Below are 23,703 nucleotides of genomic sequence, written 5' to 3'. Positions count from 1 at the left end.
CTGTGCCCTGCTTTTTCGGCCCGAAGAGCACGGGGCGCAGCCCCGGCTCTTCAGGGGCGCGGGGAACTGCGCGACCAGCCCCCACCCACCCGTACCCGACGACGCACCCTCCCGACCCACAACCACTCACCCCGCACCTCACCAACGAAGGGCTCACCCAGCCATGACCGCCGCAGCGACCCGCCGTGAACACGATCTGCTCGGGGACCGCGACGTCCCCGCCGACGCGTACTGGGGCGTCCACACCTTGCGCGCCACGGAGAACTTCCCCATCACCGGCACCCCCATCTCCGCGTACCCCCACCTGATCGACGCCCTGGCCGCCGTCAAGGAGGCCACCGCCCGAGCCAACGAGGAACTCGGCCTGCTCGCCCCGGAGAAGGCCGCCGCGATCATCGAGGCCTGCCGGGAGATCCGCGAAGGCAAGCTGCGCGACCAGTTCGTGGTGGACGTCGTCCAGGGCGGCGCCGGCACCTCGACCAACATGAACGCCAACGAGGTCGTCGCCAACCGGGCGCTGGAGCTGCTGGGTCACGCCAAGGGGCAGTACCGGTACCTGCACCCCAACGAGGACGTCAACCTCGGGCAGTCGACGAACGACGTCTACCCGACCGCCGTCAAGATCGCGACGGTCTTCGCGGTGCACGGCCTGCTCCGGGCCATGGCGGTGTTGCAGGACTCCTTCGCCCGCAAGGCCGTGGAGTTCCGTGAGGTGCTCAAGATGGGCCGCACCCAGCTGCAGGACGCGGTCCCCATGACGCTCGGCCAGGAGTTCTCCGCGTTCGCCGTCATGATCGACGAGGACCGCAGCCGGCTGGAGGAGGCCGTCGAGCTGATCCATGAGATCAACCTCGGCGCCACCGCCATCGGCACCGGCCTCAACGCCCCCGCCGGATACGCCGAGTCGGCGCGCCGCCACCTCTCGGAGATCACCGGACTGCCGCTGGTCACCGCCGCCAACCTGGTCGAGGCCACCCAGGACTGCGGCGCGTTCGTGCAGATGTCGGGCGTGCTCAAGCGCGTCGCCGTCAAGCTCTCCAAGAGCTGCAACGACCTGCGGCTGCTCTCCTCCGGGCCGCGCGCGGGCCTCAACGAGATCAACCTGCCGCCCGTGCAGGCCGGTTCGTCCATCATGCCCGGCAAGGTCAACCCGGTCATCCCCGAGGTCGTCAACCAGGTCGCCTTCGAGGTCATCGGCAACGACGTCACCATCACCATGGCGGCCGAGGCCGGACAGCTCCAGCTCAACGCCTTCGAGCCGATCATCCTGCACTCCCTGTCGGAGTCGCTCACCCATCTGCGGGCCGCCTGCCTGACCCTGGCCGAGCGGTGCGTCGACGGCATCACCGCCAACACCGAGGCGCTGCGCGCGAGCGTGGAGAACTCCATCGGCCTGGTCACCGCCCTCAACCCGCACATCGGCTACACGGCGGCCACCGACATCGCCAAGGAGGCCCTCGCCACCGGCCGGGGCGTCGCCGAACTCGTCCAGGAGAAGGGCCTGTTGCCCGCCGAACGACTCCGTGAACTGCTGCGGCCCGAGGTGCTCGCGGGCAGCGGCACCCCGCCGGTCTGATGGGCACCCCCACCTTCCAGCCGGTCCTGGAACGCATCGCCGAGGAGAGCGAACGGATCCCCGGCCGGGGCCGTCCCGCCAGCTACATCCCGGCGCTCGCGGCCCGCGACCCGCGCAGCTTCGGCATGGCCGTCGCGGAACTCGACGGCACGGTCTACGGCGTGGGCGACTGGCGGGAGCCGTTCTCCACGCAGTCCATCACCAAGGTCTTCACCCTCGCGCTCGATCTGGCGCGCGAGGGCGACGCCCTCTGGGAGCACGTGGGGCGCGAGCCGTCCGGCAACCCGTTCAACTCCCTGGTCCAGCTGGAGTACGAGGGCGGCATCCCGCGCAACCCGTTCATCAACGCGGGCGCCCTCGTCGTCACCGACCGCCTCCACACCCGTACCGGCGACGCGGCCGGTGAACTGCTCGCCTTCCTCCGGTCGGAGAGCGGCAACCCCGACCTGGACTTCGACCCGCAGATCGCCGCCTCCGAGTCGGCGCACGGCAACCGCAACGCGGCCCTCGCCCACTTCATGGCGTCCTACGGCAACATCGACAACCCCGTACCGGCCCTGCTGGACCAGTACTTCCGGCAGTGCTCCCTCACCGCGTCCTGCGCCGATCTCGCCCTGGCTGCCGGGTTCCTGGCCCGGCACGGTGTCCGCGCCGACGGCACCCGGCTGCTGACCCGCAGCCAGGCGAAGCAGGTCAACGCGGTGATGCTCACCTGCGGCACGTACGACGCGGCCGGCGAGTTCGCCTACCGCGTGGGCCTGCCCGGCAAGAGCGGGGTGGGCGGCGGCATCATCGCGGTCGTACCCGGCCGGTGCACGCTCTGTGTGTGGAGTCCGGGGCTGGACGAACGCGGCAACTCGGTCGCGGGGGTGGCGGCCCTGGACCGGTTCACGACCCTGACGGGGCTGTCCGTCTTCTGACCGTCGACGGTCCCGCCCGGGACGGCCGGGTTCGCTCATGGTCACGTCCCGGTACCCGCCCGGAGGGCGGTACGTCGCCTTCCCGCCACCCGGCGTCGACACGCTGACCGAGTGTTGGCCATCGCTTTCCCCGTCGACCTACGCCGCTGCCAGGCGCTCGGCCTGGCCGGATCCGCCTTTCTCGCCCTCGGAGGTGAAACCGCCGGTGCCCTGCCGGTCCAGGAACTGCTCTCGCCGACCTCGGGACGCGGTGCGCTGGGCCTGGTCGGTGTCTACTTCGGCGTCGTCCTGCTGATAGCCGCCTGGGTCCTGCTGGGGAAGGTGATACGCGGCCCGGAGCCCCCGACACCGCGCGCCCTGCTCCTCGTGCTGGCCGTCTGGGCGGCACCGCTGCTGCTCGCGCCCCCGCTGTTCAGCCGGGACGTCTACAGCTATCTCGCCCAGGGCGCCATGGTCGACGCGCACATGGACGTCTACCTGCACGGGCCCGCCCGGCTCGGCGGCCCGCTCGCCGACGAGGTCGCCCCGATGTGGCGGCACACGGCCACCCCGTACGGCCCGGTCTTCCTCGCCATGGCCTCCGGCCTGTCCGGTCTGACGGAGGGGCGGATACCGGCCGGCCTCATCGGGATGCGGCTGATCGCCCTGCTCGGGGTCGCCCTGATGGCCGTCGCGCTGCCCCGCCTCGCCCGGCACAGCGGCGCCGACCCGGCCGTCGCCCTCTGGCTCGGCGCCCTCAACCCGCTGGTGCTGCTGCATCTGGTGGCCGGGGCCCACAACGACGCGATGATGCTGGGCCTGCTGGGCGTCGGACTGGTCCTCGCCAAGAGCCGCCGGTACCTCCTCGGCGTCGTCCTCGTCACCCTCGCCGCCCTGGTCAAGGCACCCGCCGCGCTCGGTCTGCTGGCGGTGGTCGTCATGCGCGGCCGTACCGGACGGATCCGGACGAGCGCGGCCTGCCTCGCCGTCGCGGCGGCCACCACGGCCGTCGTCACCGCCCTGGCCGGCACCGGATACGGCTGGATCGCCGCCCTGCGCACCCCCGTGTCCCCGCAGAACTGGTCGCCCACCAGCGTCCTCGGCCGCGCCACCGGCACCCTTCTCCACGACCTCGGCAGCGACCTGGCCCCCCTCGCCCTCCCGGCCTGGCGCGCGGCCGGACTCCTGCTGACGCTCGCCGTCGTCCTGTACATATGGCTCCGGCTGAGACCCGGCCCGGTGTACGCGCTCGGCCTCAGCCTGGCCGTCGTCGCCGCGCTGGGCCCCGCGATCCGCCCCTGGTACGCCCTGTGGGGCCTGTTCCTCATCGCGGCAGCCGCCCGGGACACCTCCGTGCAGCGCAGGGTCGCCGCCGCCAGCGGGGTGCTCGCGCTCGCCGTCCTGCCGAGCGGCTACCCGGCGGACACCGAGCAGATCGTCCTCGCGGTGTGCGGGGGAGTGCTCGCGGTGGTCGTGCTGTGGCAGGCCGAACAGGCGTCCCGGGCACCGCTCCTGGAGCGCACGGCATGAGCGAACCGCGTCAGAGGCGGCTCCGCCCGCGCACCGACCGCGCCCGGCTTCTTCTCGTCCTCGGCCTGGCCACCGCCGTCACCGTCTTCACCGCGACCGTGCCGCTGCTGCGGGACTGGTTCGACCTGCGCGTCTACCACGGCACGATCGACACCTGGGTCCACCACGACGGCCGTATCTACGACTACCTGGTCCCCGGCACGACCTACGGCTTCACCTATCCGCCGTTCGCCGCCGTCGCCATGCTGCCGATGGCGCTGGTCGGGATGCGCACCGCGATCGTGCTCTGCCTGGCGCTCAACCTGGCGGCCCTCGCGGCCGTCCTGGACACGCTGGCCGGGCCGCTGCTGCGCCGCTACGGCTGGTTCGGCGTCTCCCTGGCCCTCTGCGCGCTCGCGCTGTTCGAGCCGCTGCGGGACACCTTCAGCTTCGGGCAGGTGAATCTGGTGCTGCTGGCCCTGGTGCTCGCCGACGCCCGGCTGCTGGCCACCGGCCGGGGCCGCTGGGCCGGGATGGGCATCGGGCTGGCGGCGGCGATCAAACTGACACCCGCGATCTTCATCGGGATGCTGCTGCTCGCCCGGCGGTGGCGGGCCGCCGGGCTCGCGACGGCCGTCGCCGCGGCCGCCACCGCGGCGGCGGCCCTGATCGCCCCGGCCGCCTCCCGCTTCTACTGGACCGAGGCCCTGTGGGACACCAGCCGCATCGGCCGCCTCGACTACGTCTCCAACCAGTCGCTGCAGGGCGTCCTGGCCCGGCTCGTGGCACCGCACGAACCGAGCCGCGCCGTCTGGGCGTTGTTCGTGCTGGCCGTGCTGTGCGTGTGGGCGTGGCGGGTCCGTACGGCGGTGCGCGGGGACGACTGGGCGGTGGCGTTCGCCCTCACCGGGCTGACCGCGTGTCTGGTCAGCCCGATCACCTGGGTGCACCATCTGGTCTGGCTGCTGCCGTCCTTCGCCGTCCTGCTGAGACATCGCAGGCTGCTGCCGCTCGCGGCGGCGCTGTACGTGCTGCTGTGCAGCAGCGTCGTCTGGCTGTGGTTCGACGGCGCGGCCGGCATCGGCGGCTTCGTCGGCAGCAACACCTATGTGTGGATCACGCTGGGCCTGCTGCTGTGGCTGCCGGTCGGTCAGCCGCGGACGATCCGGCCCCTCCTCGGCCGCAGCACCACCGCCACGACCACCGCGCCGACACCGGCCGCGCCCGCGATCACCCCCGCCACCGGCCAGCCGGGGCCGGTGTCCTCGTCCTTCTCGGCACGGGCGAGCGGCGCGGACCCGGGGCCCGCCTGAGGGGCCGCCGCCGGGCGCGGAGGCAGCAGCGAGCCCACGGGGTCGACGCGTCCGGCGGCACGGAAACCCCAGTCGAGCAGGGAGCGCGCCTCCTCGTACACGGCGTGGCCGCCGCCCGAGGGCCGCAGCACCGTCACGACGAGGGTGCGTCCGTCCCGCTTCGCGGCGGCGATCAGGGTGTTGCCCGCGTGGGTGGTGTAGCCGTTCTTCACCCCGATCAGCCCGGGATAGCGCTCGACCCCGGCGCCGGTCAGCAGCCGGTTGGTGTTCTGGATGCCGAACGACGGGCCCTCGGCCGGGAACTTCGCGGTGGCCGTGGCGCAGTACTCGGCGAACTCCGCGTTGCGCAGCCCGGCCCGTCCGAACACCGCCAGGTCGTACGCGGACGACACCTGGCCGGGCGCGTCGTAGCCGTCGGGCGAGACGACCCGGGTGTCCCGGGCGCCCAGGGCGCGGGCCTTGGCCTGCATCTGCTCGGTGGTGGCCTTCCAGCCGCCGTTGAGGGAGGCCAGGACGCGCACGGCGTCGTTGCCCGAGCTGAGGAAGACCCCGCGCCACAGGTCGGCGACGGTGTACGTGCGGTCCTCCTGCACCCCGACCAGGCTGCTTCCGGCACCGATACCGGCCAGTTCCTCGCGCTCGACGGTGTGCCTCAGTCCTGCGGGGAGCCCCGGCAGCACGGTGAGCGCGAACAGGGCCTTGAGGGTGCTGGCCGGCGGCAGCCTGCGGTGCGCGTCGTGCGCGGCGAGCACCGCGCCGCTGTCGGCGTCGGCCACCAGCCACGACACCGCCGAGAGGTCCTGCGGCACCCGGGGCGCGCCGGCCCGGGTCCGTACCTGCGTCCCCGGCCGGTACAGCGACGGCGACTGCCGCACCGCCTTGGCGTCCTGCGGGCCCCTGCCGACCCGGGGGCCGGTGTCTTCCGGGCCGGTCGCCACGGCCAGGGTCCCGAGCGCGCAGACGGCGGAGAGACAGACGGCGACACGGGCAACACGAGGGACGCGGGAAGTGAATCCGATGGTCATACCGCAAACGTAGGAACGGTCGCGCCGTGGACCGGGGTGCCAGGGCCGAGCGAGCGGATCGAGCACCCGGATGCCTCATGACATGCCGTCGGACGTCAGGCCGCCGGCAGGGTGGGCTGCACCTGCCGCAGGAAGGCGGCGTTGTCCGGGGTGGCGCGCAGCCGCTCCAGGAGCGTCTCCAGGTTCGCCTGCCCCTCGCGCGACCGCATTGCCCGCCGCAGCCCTCGTACGGCGGTCAACTCGCCCGGGGTCAGCAGGAGTTCCTCGCGGCGGGTGCCGGACGGGGTGATGTCGACGGCGGGGAAGACACGCCGGTCGGCGAGGGCGCGGTCCAGGCGGAGTTCCATGTTGCCGGTGCCCTTGAGCTCCTCGAAGAAGAAGTCGTCGGCCCGGGAGCCGGTCTCCACCAGGGCGGTGGCCAGGATGGTGAGGGAACCGGCCTCCTCGGTCAGCCGGGCGGCGCCGAAGAGCCGCTTGGGGCCCTGCAGCGCGGCGGCGTCGACCCCGCCGCTGAGGGTGCGGCCACCTGCGGCGGCGGCGTTGTTGTGGGCCCGGCACAGCCGGGTCAGGGAGTCCAGCAGGATCACGACGTCCTCGCCCTGTTCGACGAGCCGCTTGGCGCGCTCCACGACGAGTTCGGCGAGCGCGATGTGCTGCTTGGGGGACCGGTCGAACGTGGAGGCGTACACCTCGCCCCGCACGGAGCGCCGCATGTCGGTCACCTCCTCGGGCCGCTCGTCGAGCAGCACCACCATCAGGTGGGCCTCGGGGTGGTTGGCGGCGACCGCGGCGGCCACCTGCTGGAGCAGTACGGTCTTGCCGGTCTTGGGCGGGGCCACGATCAGCCCGCGCTGTCCCTTGCCGACGGGGGCCACGAGGTCGACCAGACGGCCCGTCAGTCCGCTGGCCCGGTGTTCGAGGCGCAGCCGCGCTCGCGGGTGCAGCGGGGTGAGGTCGTGGAAGTGCGGGCGTCCGCGCAGCTCTTGGGGTGTACGGCCGTTGATCCGCTCGACCTCGGTGAGGGCGCGCCGGCCGTCGCGTACGCCTTCGACGGTGTCGCCCTTGCGCAGGCCGTACCGGCGGATCAGCGCGGCGGGCACCTGCGGGTCGGAGGATTCGGGGCGGCCGAGTGCGGAGCGCAGGTGTCCCTGCCCGCTCTGCGCGATCTCCAGGACGCCGGTGACCCGGGCCGGAGGCTGCCGATCGGTGGAAGTGCGTTCGAGTGTGGTGGTGGTCATGGAGGGAGGTCCTTTCGAGGACGGGGGAAAACGCGTGAGGAAGGGAGGGGGAGGTGCACACCCGGGTACGGCCGAGCCGTTCACGGCCGCGTGTGAGAGGCGGCCCGTGTGTCGCGGGTGATGCGGGGAAACTGACGGCCGGTCGGGATCGACGGGCGGTTCAGCGGAAGAGATCTCGGAAGAAGAGAGCGGCACCGGCGCCCGAAAAGGGGCGATACACACGTGCCAAGGCGAGTGTACCACCATGTGCGGTCGGCTGTTGGGTGGTTCCTTACCGACGGCTTACCCGTGGTCGTTGAACTGATCTCGCGGGCCTCCCGTACAGAGGGGGGCACCGCCAGCGGTCTTCGCACGGAAGGAACGTCGCGTGTCGCTCTTCACGCGCTCCAGCACATCACCCGACACGCACGACAAGGACGGGACGGACCGGACGGACCGGACGGACGAGGCGCGCGAGCCGTCGTCGGAGGACACGACCGCCGGGACCGCCACCCCCGTTCGCCGATGGCGGCGCCACCGGACGGCGTTCCAGCGCCACCGGACGGCGTTCCGGGAGAAGTACCCGGTCGCCGCGCGGAGCGTGTCGTGGGGGATCACCGCGCTGGCCGCCGCCCTGGTGTTCTTCGCGCTGCTGATGCCGGGCCGGCCCGAGTACTTCGTGGTGCGGCAGTTCCTGCGGATACCCGTGGAGCCGATCCTCGCCGTCGCCCTGCTGATGGCGCTGCCCCGCCGGCCGCGGCTGATCGCGGCGGTCGTCATCGGCGTGGGCCTGGCCGCCCTGGTGGTCGTCAAGTCGCTGGACATCGGCTTCAACCAGTTCCTCGGCCGCGGCTTCAACGTGGTCCTCGACTGGGGCCTGCTGGACGACGCCGAGTCGTACGTCAAGGACACGCTCGGCGCCACGGGCGCCCGGGTCGCCGTGCTCGGCCTCGTGGCCTTCGTGCTGCTGCTGTTCGCCGTCATGTCCCTGGCGGTGGTACGGCTGGTGAACCTGCTGGCCCGGCACCGGGACCGGACGACCCGGGGCACGATCGTCGCAGGCGCCGTCTGGATCACCTGCGCGGCGCTCGGCCTCACCCCCCTGGGGAACACCGCGGTCGCCTCCCGCAACACCATCGGTTTCGTGCAGGACCGCTGGGGCCGGGTCCAGGAGACCCTGCGGGACGAGGCCGCGTTCGCCAAGGAGGCCAAGAAGGACAGGTTCGCCGACGTGCCCGCCGACCAGCTGCTGACCGGACTGCGCGGCAAGGACGTCATGTTCGCCTTCATCGAGAGCTACGGCCGCGCGGCCCTGGAGGACCCGGCCATCGAGCCCGGTGTGGACGCCGCGCTCGACGAGGAGGGCGAGGCGCTGACCGAGGCCGGGTTCGCGGCGAAGAGCGGCTGGCTGACCTCGGCGACGTACGGCGGCAGCAGCTGGCTCGGCCACTCCACGTTCCTGACCGGCCTGTGGATCGACAACCAGAGCCGCTACCGCACGGTCACCGCCGGCGAACGCCTCACCCTGCCCGGCGCCTTCGACAAGACCGGCGCCTGGCGGACGGTCGGGGTCGTGCCCGGCGTCCGGTACAACTGGCCGGAGGGCGACTTCTACGGCTTCGACAAGGTCTACGACTCCCGCGATGTCGGCTACCAGGGGCCGAAGTTCAGCTGGTCGACCATGCCCGACCAGTACGCCCTCACCGCGTATCAGCGCCTGGAGGCCGCCAAGAAGGGCGACAAGCCGCTGATGTCGGAGATCATCCTGACCTCCAGTCACCAGCCGTGGGCCCCGCTGCCCGAGATGGTCGACTGGGACGAGGTCGGCGACGGCTCGGTCTACAAGGACATCGAGAAGGCGGGCAAGGACCCGGCGGACGTGTTCACCGACCCCGTCAGGGTCAAGGAGGAGTACGGCAGGTCCGTCCAGTACTCCGTGCACAGCCTGCTGCAGTACGTGGAGAGGTACGGCGACGAGAACACCGTCCTCGTCTTCCTCGGCGACCACCAGCCCATGGCCAGCGTCAGCGGCAACGGCGCCAGTCACGACGTACCGGTCACCATCGTCGCCCACGACCCCGAGGTGCTCGACCGGATCGACGACTGGGGCTGGTCCGACGGACTGCGGCCCGGCGACGACGCCCCGGTCTGGCGCATGGACTCCTTCCGTGACCGCTTCCTCACCGCGTACGGCTCACGGCCGTGACGGATCGGTCCGCTCGGGGAGCGCCAGTTCGAACCAGACGACCTTGCTGTGACCCTGCGGCTGCACTCCCCACCGCAGGGCCAGCCGGTTCACTACATAGAGTCCCCTGCCTGCCTCGATTCCCCCGTGCACCCACCTGCGCCTGGGCATCAGCGAGGAGCCGTCCGTGACCTCACAGCGCAGGACACCGGTGTGCGTGAGACGCAGCGTGATGGGCCCGCGGGCGTGCCGTACGGCGTTGGTCACCACTTCGCTGACCAGTAGTTCGGCCGCGTCGGTGAGTTCCAGCAGATCCCAGTCGCCCAAAGCCTGTTTCGTGAGTCGGCGTGCCAGCCGGGGGCTCGAGTCGTCGGTCGCCAGGGTCCAGTCCACCGTGTCCGAGCGACGCAACCCGTCGAAGCGTGCCGCGAGCACAGCGATGTCGTCGTCCCGGTCCCCCGGCCCCAGCATGCCCAACAGGCCGTCGCACAGGGCCTCCAGCGAGGGCGGGCCGTCCGGGTCGGCCTCCAGCGCGAGCGCGGACAAGCGCCGGCGCAACTGCTCGATGCCGGTGTCGATGTCGCGGAGCCGGGACTCGACCAGACCGTCGGTGTAGAGCAGCAACGTGGCACCCGTCGGGGCGTCCCGCTCGATGGCCTCGTACTCCATCCAGCCCGTTCCGATCGGTGGGTTGGCCGGCACCTCCATCACCTCGGCACGGCCGTCCGCGTGGAGCAGCACCGGTGGCGGATGGCCCGCGTTCGCGAGTGTGATGCGGCGCGCGAGCGGGTCGTAGATCGCGCACAGGCAGGTGGCCATGCGATCGGAACCCAGGCTCTGAGCGGTCGTGTCAAGCCGCCGTAGGGTCTCCTCGGGTGGAAGTGCCATGCCCGCGAGGGTCTGGGCGGTCGTGCGCAGCTGCCCCATGATCGCCGCCGACGTCATCGAGTGCCCCATGACGTCTCCGATGACCAGGGCCACCCGACTGCCGGACAGGGGGATCGCGTCGTACCAGTCGCCGCCCACACTCGCTGTCTCCGCAGCGGGCAGGTAGCGAACGGCGAAGCGTACTCCGGGCGGGCTCGGCAGCCGCTCGGGAAGCATGGTGCGCTGGAGCTTATCCGCGATGTATGCCTCGCGGCCATACAGAACGGCCTTGTCGACGCCGAGCGCGGTGTGGGTCGCCAACTGCGCCGCCACCAGCAGATCGTCGCTGTCGAACGCGGGTCGCTCTGTCCAGCGGAGGAAGGCGGCGACACCCGTGACCCGGCGACGACCACGCAGCGGCGCCAGGATGACATGTCGACCGGCAGGTGCGGCCACACCGTTGCCGAGCAACTCGGTCAGGGCTGCTCGGGTGTGAGCGAGATCGCCGAACACGGGACGCACCCCGCGCAGTACCTCGGACAGGGCGCTGCCGGAACGGACTTCGAGTATCTCGGTCACCCGAGTGAGGAGCCCCATGTGGTCCGGTGTCGTCTGCTCGGGCTCCACCAGGAGATCGAAGCCTCCCACGTGCTCGTCTCGGAGTCCGTCGGTTCTGCGCAGCCGAAGCATCAGCGGCCCGGTCGGCCTTTCGTCCCCCACCGGAATCGGCTCTCGCAGGTACACCAGGATCGAGTCGGCGAACGTGGACACGGTCGCACGGCAGAGCCCGAGAACGATCTCGTCGAGGTCCAGTCCACGCGCGATACGTCGGGTGGCCGCACCCACGAAGCGGATCCGGTCACCGGACCGGAGCAACGCGAGCTCGGTGTCGGAGGGGTTGTTCTGCCCGGTGGAGGAGTTGTTCGCGGTTGTTTCGAACAACTCGGTCGAGGAGGCACCGAGCTGCGGGGCGTGCGCTTCGTCGCTGTCTGCGGACAGCGGTGCGTTCGTCTGCGACGGGCGAACCGTCTCACCGGGCACCACGGTGGGTTCGTCGACGACCCCCGGCGCGGCTCGCCACCCGACCTCCTGCGCGGCCTCTTGGACGGCCTCGTGCTCGCGGTCCAGGACGTCACGGGCCTTCCGCAGCGCCACGTCGACGTCGTCGAGCGCCTGTTCGTCTGTGAGCACGTCGGCGGCGCCGCGCAGTTGCTGGGGCAGAAGGGCTGTCGTCGTGTGGCCGGAAGAGACCAGACCTTTGAGGGCCTGAAGTTCCGCTTCAAGTCTGAGGACGTGCCGGGCGGCGTGATCGGCGACCTGCTGCGCCACGTCGCGCTCTCTTTGCGCACGTGCGAGCTGGACGGTCAGCTCGTGCTCTTGCCCCTGGGCACGTTGCAACTGCGGTTGCAGCGACCCCAGTTCCTGTAAGCGGGGCAGCGGCGCGAGGAGGAGGGCATCGATACGGCGGGTGAGTTCGGCAACCTTGGCCTGCGCCTGGCCCAGCAGCGCGAACAGGACGGTGGCCACTTGCAGAGCCTGCTGTCGGCCCTGCTCGCTCACCTCGAACGCCTGTCGGGAGCGGCTCATTTCCTCATAGACCCGGATCGTGCGCTCCTGCGCCTCGATCACCTCACGCGCGGACACCTGGGGTTGGCCGTCCGTGTCGAGCGCCGTCGGTTCAGTCTGTGCCTTGCCCCACAACGCCTTCGCCCGGCTCAGCCGGTCACGCGCCTCGTCACCACGTTCGTGGGGGAAGCACACATCGGCGACGGCTTCCACCACGTCCCAGGTCAACTCCTCGCCCGCGAGCATCGCGCGCAGCCGCCGCAGATCCGGCACCGTACGGTCGTTGAAGTGCTCCGCGGTGAGCCGGGCGTGTGCCTGCGGCACCGAGACGGAGCAGCCGTCGAGCCAGCTCCGCAGGATCTCCACCAGCTCATTGATCTCGACGCACGTACCTCTCGGCCGGGACCACGGTCGTCCCGGCCGCTTCGGGCTCTCGCCCACACCCACCCCCAAGTTGTTCCGGAAACAACCCCAGTTGTCACCGGAGAACATCCAACCGCTCGCGCGGGGTACGGCGCAAAAGCCAAGGTTCCATCCGACCGGGCAGGCAGTGCCTTCGGGGCTTCGGCGCCCTGGGCCTACGGCCGTCCGGTGCCCGGAAGTCGATCGAGAGGTGAACAGGAACGTGAACTCCACCCGCGCTCTGCTGTTGCTCATCGCCGTGGCGATCGCAGCGCTGGTGTCCCTGCTGGTGGCCGCCGTCGCCGGATTTCTCGCCCACTGGGACGGGCGTACCCTCCCCTCGGCCATCAGCCGCGGAGGCATCGCCTTCGCCGGAGCACTCACCGTGTGCACGGGGCTGATGGCACTGGCGATCCAGCTGGTGGAGTAGTCGATGGCCGTTTCGTAGCTCGAGAATCCCGTATCCGAAGCCCTCCGCGGCGATCACGCCGCCGTCGACGCGTACGCCCGAACCCTCCACCACCACGGCGCCGTCGGCCCACGCGTACGTCCAACGCGACGCGTTCCGGCGCGGGTTGACCACCACCAGATACCGCCCGCCCCGCACGTACGCGAACGGATGTCCCGCGTGCAGCACCTCCACCGAGCCGCCCGAGCCCAGTTCCGGAGTGCGCCGGCGCAGGGTGATCAGTCGGCGGACGAGGTGGAGGAGCGAGGTGTCGTCGGCGCGCTGGGCGGCGACGGTCGGGCGGTCGGGGGAGGGGTCCACGGGGAGGTAGAGCCGGTCGGCGGGGGCGGTGGAGAAGCCCGCGTTCGGGGTGTCGTCCCACTGCATCGGGGTGCGGGAGCCCGCGCGGTTGTAGCGGGGGCCGAGGACGCTGCCCTCCTTGTCGGGCAGGCCCGGGACGTACCGCATGCCGATCTCGTCGCCGTAGTAGATCGCCGGGAGCGTCGGCCAGGTCAGCTGGAAGGCGAAGGCGGCGGGCAGCTGATCGGCGGTGCGGGGGCCGCAGTTGAGGCGGGAGAAGTCGTGGTTGGCGGTGGGCAGGGAGACGGCTCCGGTGCCGCCGACGGCCGTGGACGCCCGCTGCCAGGCCTCGACGAAGGGGCGTGGTGAGCCCTGGCCGCTCGCGTCGAAGAAGCAGTCGAGGGGGTCCCAGTTCTCGTGGACCGTGCCTCCGCCGTTGTTCCAGAGCGAGCGCAGCGCGAGGCCGTCGGTGGGGCCGCCGAAGTGGAGGAAGAAGTCGGCGTGGAAACCGGCCGGGACCGACACCTCCGGCTCACCCCACTCGGCGAGCAGTACGGCGTCCGGGTGGGCGGAGTCCAGCCAGTGCCGCAGCTCCGTCCAGACCCGGGCGGTCTCCGCCCTGTCCGGGTCGTCCTTGACGAGCGACGCGGCCATGTCGACGCGGAAGCCGGAGAGCCCGAGGCGCAGCCAGTGGTCCATGACCGTGCGGAGGGCGTCGCGGTTGGCGCGCGGGCCGTCGGCGTCGACCGGCAGCCGCCACGGCTCGGCCGGATTCCGGCGCGCGTAGCCGAAGTTGAGGGCGGGCTGCGAGTCGAAGAAGTTGGGGAGGTACGCGCCCGGCCGGCTGCCGGGGGAGGCCACGAAGCCGTCGGGGCGGCCCTCTGCCGTCCAGATGTAGCGGTGGTCGTCCGGGTCGTCGGCCGAGGCCCGGAACCACGGGTGGTCGACGGACGTGTGCCCGGCCACGAGGTCCAGCAGAATCCGGATGTCCCGGCGGCCGGCCTCCTCGACGAGCTTCGCCAGGTCGTCGTTGGAGCCGTAGCGCGGGGCGACGTTCATATAGTCGGCGACGTCGTACCCGGCGTCACGGAACGGCGAGACGAAACAGGGGTTCAGCCAGACGGTGTCGACGCCCAGCCAGGACAGATGGTCGAGGCGCCCGGTGAGCCCGGCGAAATCCCCGATGCCGTCCCCGTCGGAGTCGGCGAACGACTGCGGATAGATCTGGTAGAAGACGGCGTCGGCCAGCCAGGTCGGGGCAGGACGGAACGAAGTCATGCCCTGGACGATAGGCGAGGGTCCGTCCCCACCGCTGCCCCGAGCCGGGTCCTGTCGTCAGATTCCCGTCGTCGCCCGGAGGGCGGCCTCGCGGCGTCGTGGGGGTACCTCCCGGTCGAGCGAAGCCGAGAGTGGGGGAGCGTGCATGGCGTCGCGAGGCAGACGGGAATCTGACGACAGGGCCCAGGGCCTAAGCTGACGTGATGTTCACCCCGCAAGGCCCCAGCCTCCGCGAACTCGCCGTTCAGGCACTCTCGTCCGTCGAACACGGCTACGACCTGCTCGCACCCAAGTTCGACCAGACCCCGTTCCGTACGCCGGACGCCATCCTGGAGGCGGTCGAGGCGGCCCTGTCGACGTTGGGCCCGTTCGAGCACGGCCTCGACCTCTGCTGCGGCACCGGCGCCGGGATGGAGGTGCTGCGCGAGGTCTGCCGGGACAGCGTCACCGGTGTGGACATCAGCGCCGGGATGCTGGCGGTGGGGCGTGAGCGGATGGGCGCCGGCCACACCGGCCGTGCCGCGGGCCCCCGTGTCTCCTGGGTGCGCGGTGACGCCCTCGCCCTGCCCTTCACCTCCGCCTTCGACCTTGCGGTCAGCTTCGGCGCGTTCGGGCACTTCCTGCCGGAGCAGTTGCCGGGTCTCTTCTCCGAGGTGCGTTCCGCGCTGCGGCCTGGTGGACGGTTCGCGTTCCCGCTGCCGGCGCCCGCGCCGCCCAACTCCCCTTGGTACTGGGCGGCGTGGGGCTTCGACGCGGCGATGCGGGTGCGCAACGCGGTCTGGCGCCCGCCGTTCGTCATGTACTACCGGCCGTTCCGCCTCGGCGTCGTACGGCGGGAGCTGGAACGGGCCGGATTCGAGGTGGAGTTGTTCGCGCTGCCCGAGTTCGGGCCACGGCCCGACGGCAGCCCGCGCTGCCGGATGGTGGTGGCCACTCGCAAGGGGTGACCGTGCCCCCGACTCCGACTCCGACTCCGATTCCGACTCCGAACCTGGTCCGCCGACGGCCGCCGGTGCCCGGAGAGTTCGGGCCCGGCGGCCGTCGGCCCACCTCAACGCGTGGACTTCGCCGCCGACTTGATCAACGAGGTCACCTTGTCCGGGTGGGACATCATGGCCACGTGCGAGGAGTTGATCTCGACCGTGGTCGAGCCCGCCCGCTTCGCCTGGAACCGCTCCAGCGCCGGGGAGATCGTCTTGTCCTGCTTGGCGACCAGGAACCACGACGGGATCGTGCGCCAGGCCGCCGCCTGGGCCGTGGAGCCGAACGCCGCGAGACTGACCGGGCGTTGGGACACCGCGAGCACCGAGGTCGTGGAACGCGGCAGATCACCCGCGAACACATCGTGGAACTTGTCGGGCTTGATCGCCACATCCGTGTGCCCGGCCCCGTCCGGCAGCCCCTCCAGCGCCGGGAGCAGCTCGGACCCCGGGAAGCGGTCCGCCAGTTCGCTCAGCAGCTCGCCCTTGTCGGGCATGAAGGCCGCCACGTACACCAGCGCCTTCACCTCGGGCACGGACGCGGCGGCCTCGGTGATGACGGCACCGCCGTACGAGTGCCCCACCAGGATCTTCGGACCGTCGATGGTGCCGAGGAGCGAGGAGATGTAACCGGCGTCCGACTGCAGGCCCCGCAGCGGGTTGGCCGGGGCGACGACCGGATAGCCCGCTTTCCTGAGTCGTGAGACCACCCCGGACCAGCCCGACGCGTCCGCGAACGCGCCGTGCACCAGGACGACGGTGGGCTTCGGTGTCGTCCGGTCGGCCGAGGGGGCGGCGGCCGACGGGATGACGGTGGCGGTGAGCACGCCCACCGTGACGGCGGCGCCGAGAATCAGAGGACGGTGATGTCTGCGCATGCGTGTGTCAGCTCCTGACGAAGTCGAGAAATCGGCATCGAAGGACCGCTGTTCGCTTCAGGGGCGATACTGACACCGGATGCGGTGCGGGAGTCGACTGAGAGTGCACTGTCGCTCACAACTCGCTGTACAACGCCTCCACCAGAGCCATCTTGCGCGGGTCGTCGGCGATGTGCGGCCCCATGCGGTTCATGACATAGCCGAGGGAGACACCGGCCTCCGGGTCGGCGAGGCCGCAGGAGCCGCCGTACCCGTCGTGACCGAAGGCCCTGGGGTTCGGCCCGTACGAGCCGTGCGGGCCGCTCAGCCACAGACCGAGCCCGACTTCCGTGTCCCGGCCGAACCCGGCGCCGAGCACCAGGTCACGGCAGGCGCCCTGGCCCTCGCGGACCCGTTCGGCGGCCTCCGGGGACAGCACCTCCCGGCCGCCCCAGTCGCCGCGCGGCGCGAGAACGCCGTACAGCGCGGCGACCGCCCGCGCGGTGCCGTGGCCGTTGGCGGCGGGCACCTCCGCGGCACGCCACTCGGGGGTGTTGGCCTCACCGGCGCCGACCAGGGGGTTGGCGAGGGCGGCCAGCGCGGTCGGCGTCAACTGGGCGAAGACGGCGGCCTGTTCACTGGACGTCGCGGCCGGCGGATGGACCAGCTCGGCCACCCGGCCCGTCTCCGCCTCCGGCAGCCCGATCGTGAAGTCGATGCCGAGCGGCCCGGTGACCTCGCGCGCCAGGAACGCGCCGGGCAGCAGCCCCGACACCCGCCGGACCACCTCGCCGACGAGAAAACCGAACGTCATCGCGTGATACCCGGACTGTGTGCCCGGCTCCCACCAGGGCTCCTGCGCCGCGAGCCGCTTGACGGTCAGCTCCCAGTCCAGGAGCTGTTCGAACGAGAGCGGCTCACGCGGTCCGGCGAGCCCCGACCGGTGCGACAGCAGATGCCGGACGAGGACGCCCTCCTTGCCGGCCGCCGCGAACTCCGGCCAGTACGCGGCCACCGGGGCGTCCAGGTCGAGCAGGCCCCGGTCGGCGAGCAGGTGCGCGCACAGCGCGGTCGGACCCTTGGTCGTCGACCACACATTGACCACGGTGTCCCGCTCCCAGGGCCGGGTCCGTGCCGCGTCGGCCCAGCCGCCCCACAGGTCCACCACGGTCTCCCCGCGCAGCGTCACGGTGACCGCCGCCCCCAGCTCGTCCCGCTCGTCGAAGTTGTCCTCGAAGGCGGTGCGCACGGCCTCGAACCGTGCCGCGCAGTGACCCCGCACCTGAGACTGAGACATGAACCCTCCGAGGTCCGCAGCCGTTCACCGGGACGAGGGCCGCCCGGCCTCCCCGAACGTACCGACTGGTCGGACAGGAGGGAAGCCGTGCGGCGGAATCGCGCCCACCGCCCCTGCGGGCGGTCGGCCCGAAGCAGGAACAGCGGCGGGGCGGGCTCCGTGCGGGCCGGGACGAAGTGCCGGTAGTCCCGGATCTCCACGGCCGGACCGGCCGCGTCGAACCGGACGAGGACGCAGCCCGCGAGGGGCTGCGGCTCCCCGCCGACCTCGGACAGCACCCGGAACTCGGCGACGGCCATCCCGTCCTGGCCGATCACCGGCTCCGAGAAGCGCACGTCGTGCACCCGCGTCGGCGAACGACCACCGCAGATACGCGGCGAGTTCGTCCCGTCCACGCCCGCCGCCACACCCGCGTGAACCGCCGCGCCGCCTCGGCCGTGTCCGTCCCCTCCGGCCCCGTCAGAGCCGTGCGGCGAGCCAGCGCAGCTTGACCGCCTCCTGGAAGGGGCCGCCGCCCTCGTGGTCGTTGAAGTCGTAGACCTCGATGCGCTTGTCGTCCTCGGCCCAGGCGTTGAAGGCCGCGAAGACCGTGGACGGCGGGCAGGTCTGGTCCTCCAGGGCCGCCGAGAACAGGGCGGGGGCCCGGCCGCGCGCGGCGAAGTGCACCCCGTCGAAGTAGGCGAGGGTCCGCCCGACCTGCTCGGTACGGCCGCGATGGGTCTTGAGGTACTTGCCGATCTCGCGGTACGGATCGCGGTCGGTGATCGTCGTGGAGCGCGGGAAGTCGCACAGGAACGGCACGTCCGGCGCGACCGCCACCAGATCGGGGACGAGTCCACCGACGGCGATGGAGATACCGCCGCCCTGGCTGGAGCCGACGACGGCGGTCCGCGCCGCGTCGGTGCGCGGATGCGCGCGGGCGGCCTCCACCGCGCGTACGGCGTCGGTGTACACGCGGCGGTAGTAGTAGTTCTCGGGGGCGTCGACGCCCCGGGTCATGAAGCCGGGGAAGGCGGGCGCGCCGGCCACCGGGTCGGGGGTGTCGCCGCCCCCGCCCCAGGCGCTGCCCTGGCCCCGGGTGTCCATCACGAAGTGCGCGTAGCCCGCCGAGGCCCACAGCAGATGGGTGTGGGGCAGGCCGCGACCGCCGCCGTAGCCGATGAACTCCACGACGGTGGGCAGCGGTTCGCTCACTCCGGCGGGGAGGGCCAGCCAGCCCTTGACCGGGTGGCCGCCGAACCCGGAGTAGGTGACGTCGTACACCTCGACCGTCTTCAGATGGGTCTCGACCGGCTCGAAACGGGCGTCGGGGTCGTGCTCGCGGGCCTCCTGGAGCGTCTTCGCCCAGAAGGCGTCGAAGTCCTCGGGCTCCGTCGAGGCGCTTCGATAACCGCGGAGCTCGTCCAACGGCAGGTCGAACAGGGCCATGAAGGACCACCTTTGAGTTCTGGCTCTTGAGTTCTGGGGTGCTGACAACTGGAGGTGTTGACGACCGGAGGTGCTGACGGCGGGGTGCGGATGATCACACCGTACGTGGGGCGTCGCGGACCCGCCAAGGGGCTTTTCCGGGCCCGCGACACCCCACGGCTCAACCCTGGTCGGCCCCGACCAGGGCCCGGACCTCGAAGTCCTCGTACACGCCCGCCTCCTCCCGGGGACCGAACCGGGAGCCCAGCCAGCCCAGCAGGAAGCCCGCCGGGATCGACACGATGCCCGGGTTCTGCAGCGGGAACCACGCGAAGTCGGCCCGTGGATAGACCGAGTCGGGGGTGGAGGAGACGACGGGCGAGAACACCACCAGCAGTACCGAGGTGACCAGTCCGCCGTACAGACTGAGGAGCGCGCCGCGGGCGGTGAACCCGCTCCAGAACAGGCTGTAGACGAGGGTCGGCAGGATGGCGGACGCGGCGATCGCGAAGGCCAGGAACGCCAGGGTGGCGGTATTGGTGCCCCAGGCGAGCAGGGCGAACATCATGCTGAGGACACCCAGGACCACGGCGGCGATCCGGGCGACGCCCAGCTCCTGGGTCTCCGTGGCCCGGCCCTTGCGGATCACCTCGCCGTAGAGGTCGTGGGCGACGGACGAGGCCGCGGCGAGCATCAGACCGGCGGCGACGGCGAGCAGGGTGACGAAGGCCAGGGCCGACACGATGGCCGTCAGCACCTCGCCGCCGAGTTCGTGGGCGAGCAGCAGCACCGCCGCGTCGCCCTTGTGGTCCATGCCGGAGATGGTGTCCCGGCCCACCAGGGCGGTGGCGCCGAGGCCCAGCACACCGGCCGTCAGACACACGAAACCGACCAGGCCCACGGCCCACACCACCGAGGCGCGCAGCACCCGGGTCCTGCGGGGCGCGAACATCCGCATCATCACGTGGGGGAGCGCGGCGAGGCCGAGCACGATGGCCAGTTGCAGACTGAAGAAGTCGATCTTGCTGATGGGGCCGGCCCCGTAGCGCAGGCCCGGCTGGAGGTACTCGTCGCCCAGTCCGCTGCCCTCGGTGGCGGAGGCCAGGAGTCCGTCGATGTTCCAGTCGAAGCGATTCAGCACCAGCACGGCGACCACCGTGACACCGGCGACGAGCATGACGGCCTTGACCACCTGGATGAAGGTGGCCCCGGGCATTCCGCCGATGGCCGCGTAGATGGTCACGATCGTCCCGATGATGATCACGACCATCGTCCGTGTGGTCGGGCCGGGTTCACCCACGAACTGGGTCATCAGCGCGATGCTGCCTACCAGTTGGGCCACCAGATAGAGGGTGCACACGGAGAGCGTGCAGACGGCGAGCGCCAGCCGGACCTGCCGCTGGCGCAGCGGCAGCCGCCGGGCCAGCGCGTCGCCGAGGGTGAACTTGCCCGCGTTGCGCAGGGGTTCGGCGATCAGCAGCAGCACCATCATCCACGCGACGACCGTGCCGCCGAGGTAGAGCAGCCCGTCGTACCCGGTGAGGGCGACGAGGCCGGTGCTGCCGAGCAGGGTCGCGGCCGAGAGGTAGTCGCCGCACATGGCGAGACCGTTGCGCAGCGGCGACATGTCACGGTTGCCGAGGTAGAACTCGCCGATCTCGTCCCGCTGCGGTGCCGTCAGCAGGGCGGTGAACAGGGTGATCACGACGACGGTCAGGAACAGGACGAAGGTGAGCCGCAGACTGAACGCGTCGGCCACGCTCGCGGAGTGGGTCACCATGCGCGGAACCGCCGTCCCGCCGGAACCCGACGCCGCTCGGCCTCCTGGTCCTCCAGCTGGGCGCGCAGCCGCCGGACGACCGGATCGATGTTCTGGCGCATGTGCCGGACGTACAGGAACGCGGTCACACCCATCACGGCGAACTGCGCGAGACCGAGAGCCAGTCCCAGGGTGAGATGTCCGGTCAATCGCTGATTCATTGTTCCCGGTACGAAACTCGAAAGGAGAACGTACGTCAGGAATCCGCCGACGGACAATGTCGTCGCCCATATCCCGAATCTTCGATATGCGGCGCTTATGGAACGGAATTCAGGGTGTGCGTGTAGGGACTGCCGGCCTGTCAACAAAGCACCCTCTTCGCTGCCTTGTGCCTGTGGGGGGGAGGAAGCGGAGTATGGCAGCAACACAATTGAAGTATCAACTGCGTCGGTGGGATGAATGTTGTGGACGTTCTGCGATTGGCCGACATGCGGTACACAGCTTTCGGCTGAACGATGTTCCGGTTCTCCGGTCAGGCCCAGCGATGTCCCCAATCGGGACCGGTCCGCGCCCACTCCCGCTCCCATTCGGCGAGCCGATGCCGAATGGCCACCCGGCGCACCACGACGTGCCCGAGCAGCACCAGACCGACGACACCGCCCGTGGCGCAGGTCCCCATGGCCAGCGCGTGCTGCCAGACGGCCGTGTCGGAGGGCGGCGGCTCGACGCTCCGCCCCGCCCGGTCCAGCCACACATCGGCGCGATCGCCGCGCTCGGTGCCCGCCGGCACCCGCGCCTCACCGGTCCGGGAGCCGCCGTCGGGCTCGGTCCAGCGCGCCGGCACCCAGTACGTGGGCTGCTTGCCGCCGTCGGCCGAGGGCGCGGCGGCCGGGGCCCTCTCGACGATCACGGCACTGACCCGGTCCAGCGCGGCCCGCTCGGCCGCGGCGTGCGCCCGCGCGTCCCCGTGGGCCCACCGGCCCACCGCGATTCCGGCGGCCGGGGCGCCGAGGACGAGCAGCAGCACCACGCACAGCACCGTCCACGCCTCGACGACGTCCGAGCGCCGGCGCAGCGCGTTGGAGCGCCAACGCCATCTGAACATCTGGCCTCGCATCTCGCCCTCCCTCACCGGCGCGGCCCTCGCACACGAGAGCCCCGGTTAGGACTGGTCCGCACTTCCGGTGTACCCGAAAGAAGCCGCGATGGCATGGTTTGCGCCAGGGATCATGAAAAGAAGATCACGAAAAGCAAGGGGAAGGGGAAGGGGGAACGGGAAACGGAGCGGGAAGGGCGGGCCGGGTGGGTCAGCCGAAGCGCTCGATGCGGATGCGGTCCACCGGCTGACCGGCCTCGACCAGCAGCCGGGACGCGTGCTCGGCGAACGCGTTGGAGCCGCACACATACGCCTCCCAGCCGCCCGCCGGCCGCTCGGCCAGCAGCGGCGCGACATGCGCCGCCGACAGCCGCCCCACCGGCACCCCCTCGGGCGCCCGCCGTGTGAACACGGCCGTGGTCTCCGCGCCGTACTCCGCCGCGTGGATCAGCTCCTCGGGCCCGCGCGCGGACACCAGCAGCCGCAGCGGTACGTCGAGCCCGGCCGCCCGGCGGTGGCGGATCATCGACATCAGCGGTACGACCCCGGAACCCGCGCCGACCAGCAGCGCGGGCCGGTCCCCGGGCCAGGCGAAGAAGCCGCTGAGCGGGCCGCGCACCTCGACCTCGTCGCCGGGCCGGGCCTCGGTGTGGAACCAGCCGGAGACCTCACCGCCCTCGACATGGTCCAGGGTCAGCTCGATGTGCCCGGCGTCGTCCGGCGGTGACGCCAGCGAGTAGTGGCGCTGCGCCGTGTAACCGTCCCCGGCGGTCAGCCGCAGCATCAGGTGCTGCCCCGGCAGATGTCCGGCCCAGCACGGCACCGCGAACCGGAACGTGGACACGGCCGGCGTCTCCCGGCGGATCTCCGTCAGCGTCGCCGTCTGCCAGAGCGCCGCCGCCCGGTTGCTCACGGCGATCCGGCCGGGCACGGCGAACCGCGTGGGCGGGGTGGAGGCCGGCCCGGCCGACGCCGACCCGGGCGCTGCCGTCGCCGCTGCCGTCGGCACCGTCGTCTCAGTCACCGGAGTACCGCTGTTCCTCCCACGGGTTGCCCCGCGCGTGATAGCCGTTCTGCTCCCAGAAGCCGGGCTCGTCGTGGTCGAGGAGGCGCAGGCCCGCGATCCACTTGGCGCTCTTCCAGAAGTACAGATGCGGCACCAGCAGCCGCGCCGGACCACCGTGCTCGGCGGGCAGCGGCTTGCCGTCGTACTCCCAGGCGATCCAGGCGCGCCCGTCGGTGAGGTCGGCCAGCGGGAGGTTCGTGGTGTAGCCGCTGTGCGAGTACGCGACCGCGTGCGTGGCGGACGCGTCGGGCCGGACCACGTCCAGGAACGCGTCCAGCGAGACACCCGCGAACCGCACCCCGAACTTCGACCAGCTCGTCACACAGTGGATGTCGCCCTCGTACGCGGACGCGGGCAGGGTGTGCGCCTCGTCCCAGTCCCAGGAGCGCGGCTCCGCCACCAGACCGTCGATCCGGAACGTCCAGTCGGCGGGCGTGAGGTCCGGGGTGACCTCGGCCGACAGGACGGGCCAGTCGTCGCCGGCGTCGTACTGGCCGGGCGGCAGCCCCGGATTGTGGACGCGGGGGCGCCCGGTAAAGCCTCGGGTGACGTTCATGGAGGTCCAACGTGACGGCGGTGATCGCGGCGATCGCGGCGACCGGGGTTGCTGAGTCATACAACCGTACGTGTTCGGGGGTAGTGCTCCGGCCCCGGGG

Annotated in this window: 16 protein-coding genes and 2 pseudogenes; 6 read left to right on the top strand and 12 right to left on the bottom strand. The window is 71.5% G+C overall.

Annotated elements, in window-relative coordinates; translation table 11 throughout:
- Positions 1–163: 163 nt before the first annotated feature.
- From aspA to F9278_RS46800, 4 genes and pseudogenes are all read left to right on the top strand, one after another.
- Positions 164–1,576 (top strand): aspartate ammonia-lyase, encoded by a 1,413-nt coding sequence (aspA, locus tag F9278_RS02885; RefSeq protein WP_152166842.1) that lies wholly within the window; start codon positions 164–166, stop codon positions 1,574–1,576.
- Positions 1,576–2,496, top strand: a complete 921-nt coding sequence (locus tag F9278_RS02880; protein ID WP_152166841.1) for a glutaminase — start codon at positions 1,576–1,578, stop codon at positions 2,494–2,496. The genes aspA and F9278_RS02880 overlap by 1 nt, the downstream gene beginning before the upstream one ends.
- Positions 2,497–2,616: 120 nt before the next feature.
- Positions 2,617–4,005 (top strand): polyprenol phosphomannose-dependent alpha 1,6 mannosyltransferase MptB, encoded by a 1,389-nt coding sequence (mptB, locus tag F9278_RS02875; protein ID WP_152173656.1) that lies wholly within the window; start codon positions 2,617–2,619, stop codon positions 4,003–4,005.
- A pseudogene (locus F9278_RS46800) lies at positions 4,002–4,907 on the top strand (glycosyltransferase 87 family protein); the annotation flags it as partial. The gene mptB and the pseudogene F9278_RS46800, both read left to right, overlap by 4 nt.
- 227 nt (positions 4,908–5,134) lie before the next feature.
- Here the strand turns inward: F9278_RS46800 and F9278_RS02865 are convergent.
- Both F9278_RS02865 and rho read right to left on the bottom strand, forming a co-directional pair.
- Positions 5,135–6,322, bottom strand: a complete 1,188-nt coding sequence (locus F9278_RS02865; RefSeq protein ID WP_152166839.1) for a D-alanyl-D-alanine carboxypeptidase family protein — start codon at positions 6,320–6,322, stop codon at positions 5,135–5,137.
- A gap of 95 nt (positions 6,323–6,417) precedes the next feature.
- Entirely contained in the window at positions 6,418–7,560 is a 1,143-nt protein-coding gene (gene rho, locus F9278_RS02860; RefSeq protein WP_152166838.1) for a transcription termination factor Rho, read from the bottom strand.
- A 367-nt stretch (positions 7,561–7,927) separates the two neighbouring features.
- Between rho and F9278_RS02855 the strand changes: the two genes are divergently transcribed.
- Positions 7,928–9,745 carry a sulfatase-like hydrolase/transferase gene (locus F9278_RS02855; RefSeq protein WP_152166837.1) on the top strand — a complete coding sequence of 606 codons (1,818 nt, stop codon included), beginning with the start codon at positions 7,928–7,930 and terminating at the stop codon, positions 9,743–9,745.
- Here F9278_RS02855 and F9278_RS02850 read toward each other — a convergent pair.
- Together F9278_RS02850 and F9278_RS02840 are read right to left on the bottom strand one after the other, a co-directional pair.
- The gene (locus F9278_RS02850) at positions 9,734–11,632 is read right to left on the bottom strand and encodes an ATP-binding SpoIIE family protein phosphatase (RefSeq protein ID WP_226967255.1); all 1,899 of its coding nucleotides are present in this window, start codon (positions 11,630–11,632) and stop codon (positions 9,734–9,736) included. The genes F9278_RS02855 and F9278_RS02850 overlap by 12 nt on opposite strands.
- Before the next feature lie 1,369 nt (positions 11,633–13,001).
- Positions 13,002–14,585, bottom strand: a pseudogene (locus F9278_RS02840) (alpha-amylase family glycosyl hydrolase); the annotation flags it as partial.
- 203 nt (positions 14,586–14,788) lie between these two features.
- Here F9278_RS02840 and F9278_RS02835 point away from each other — a divergent pair.
- Positions 14,789–15,532 carry a class I SAM-dependent methyltransferase gene (locus tag F9278_RS02835; RefSeq protein ID WP_152166836.1) on the top strand — a complete coding sequence of 248 codons (744 nt, stop codon included), beginning with the start codon at positions 14,789–14,791 and terminating at the stop codon, positions 15,530–15,532.
- A 104-nt stretch (positions 15,533–15,636) separates the two neighbouring features.
- Here F9278_RS02835 and F9278_RS02830 read toward each other — a convergent pair whose 3' ends face one another.
- From F9278_RS02830 to F9278_RS02790, 8 genes are all read right to left on the bottom strand, one after another.
- Positions 15,637–16,443: an alpha/beta fold hydrolase gene (locus tag F9278_RS02830; RefSeq protein ID WP_152166835.1), complete on the bottom strand. Its 807-nt coding sequence runs from the start codon at positions 16,441–16,443 to the stop codon at positions 15,637–15,639.
- Between the two features lie 115 nt (positions 16,444–16,558).
- The gene (locus tag F9278_RS02825) at positions 16,559–17,719 is read right to left on the bottom strand and encodes a serine hydrolase domain-containing protein (protein ID WP_152166834.1); all 1,161 of its coding nucleotides are present in this window, start codon (positions 17,717–17,719) and stop codon (positions 16,559–16,561) included.
- Between the two features lie 459 nt (positions 17,720–18,178).
- Complete coding sequence (locus F9278_RS02815; RefSeq protein WP_152166833.1) at positions 18,179–19,147, bottom strand: acetylxylan esterase; 969 nt, start codon at positions 19,145–19,147, stop codon at positions 18,179–18,181.
- Positions 19,148–19,307: 160 nt separating this feature from the next.
- A complete protein-coding gene (locus F9278_RS02810; RefSeq protein WP_152166832.1) occupies positions 19,308–20,906 on the bottom strand; it encodes a solute symporter family protein in 1,599 nt (532 codons plus the stop codon).
- Positions 20,900–21,472: a DUF485 domain-containing protein gene (locus F9278_RS02805; protein ID WP_152166831.1), complete on the bottom strand. Its 573-nt coding sequence runs from the start codon at positions 21,470–21,472 to the stop codon at positions 20,900–20,902. The genes F9278_RS02810 and F9278_RS02805 overlap by 7 nt, the downstream gene beginning before the upstream one ends.
- Positions 21,418–22,002, bottom strand: a complete 585-nt coding sequence (locus tag F9278_RS02800) for an Rv1733c family protein (RefSeq protein ID WP_152166830.1) — start codon at positions 22,000–22,002, stop codon at positions 21,418–21,420. Before F9278_RS02800 ends, F9278_RS02805 begins: the two co-directional genes overlap by 55 nt.
- A gap of 190 nt (positions 22,003–22,192) precedes the next feature.
- Positions 22,193–22,990 carry a ferredoxin reductase gene (locus F9278_RS02795; protein ID WP_152173653.1) on the bottom strand — a complete coding sequence of 266 codons (798 nt, stop codon included), beginning with the start codon at positions 22,988–22,990 and terminating at the stop codon, positions 22,193–22,195.
- A 7-nt stretch (positions 22,991–22,997) separates the two neighbouring features.
- The gene (locus tag F9278_RS02790) at positions 22,998–23,603 is read right to left on the bottom strand and encodes a sulfite oxidase-like oxidoreductase (protein ID WP_152166829.1); all 606 of its coding nucleotides are present in this window, start codon (positions 23,601–23,603) and stop codon (positions 22,998–23,000) included.
- Positions 23,604–23,703 lie beyond the last annotated feature (100 nt).

Origin of the sequence: Streptomyces phaeolivaceus (genome assembly GCF_009184865.1) — a bacterium.
GTDB lineage: Bacteria > Actinomycetota > Actinomycetes > Streptomycetales > Streptomycetaceae > Streptomyces > Streptomyces phaeolivaceus.
This window is presented reverse-complemented; position numbering and strand designations above follow the sequence as displayed.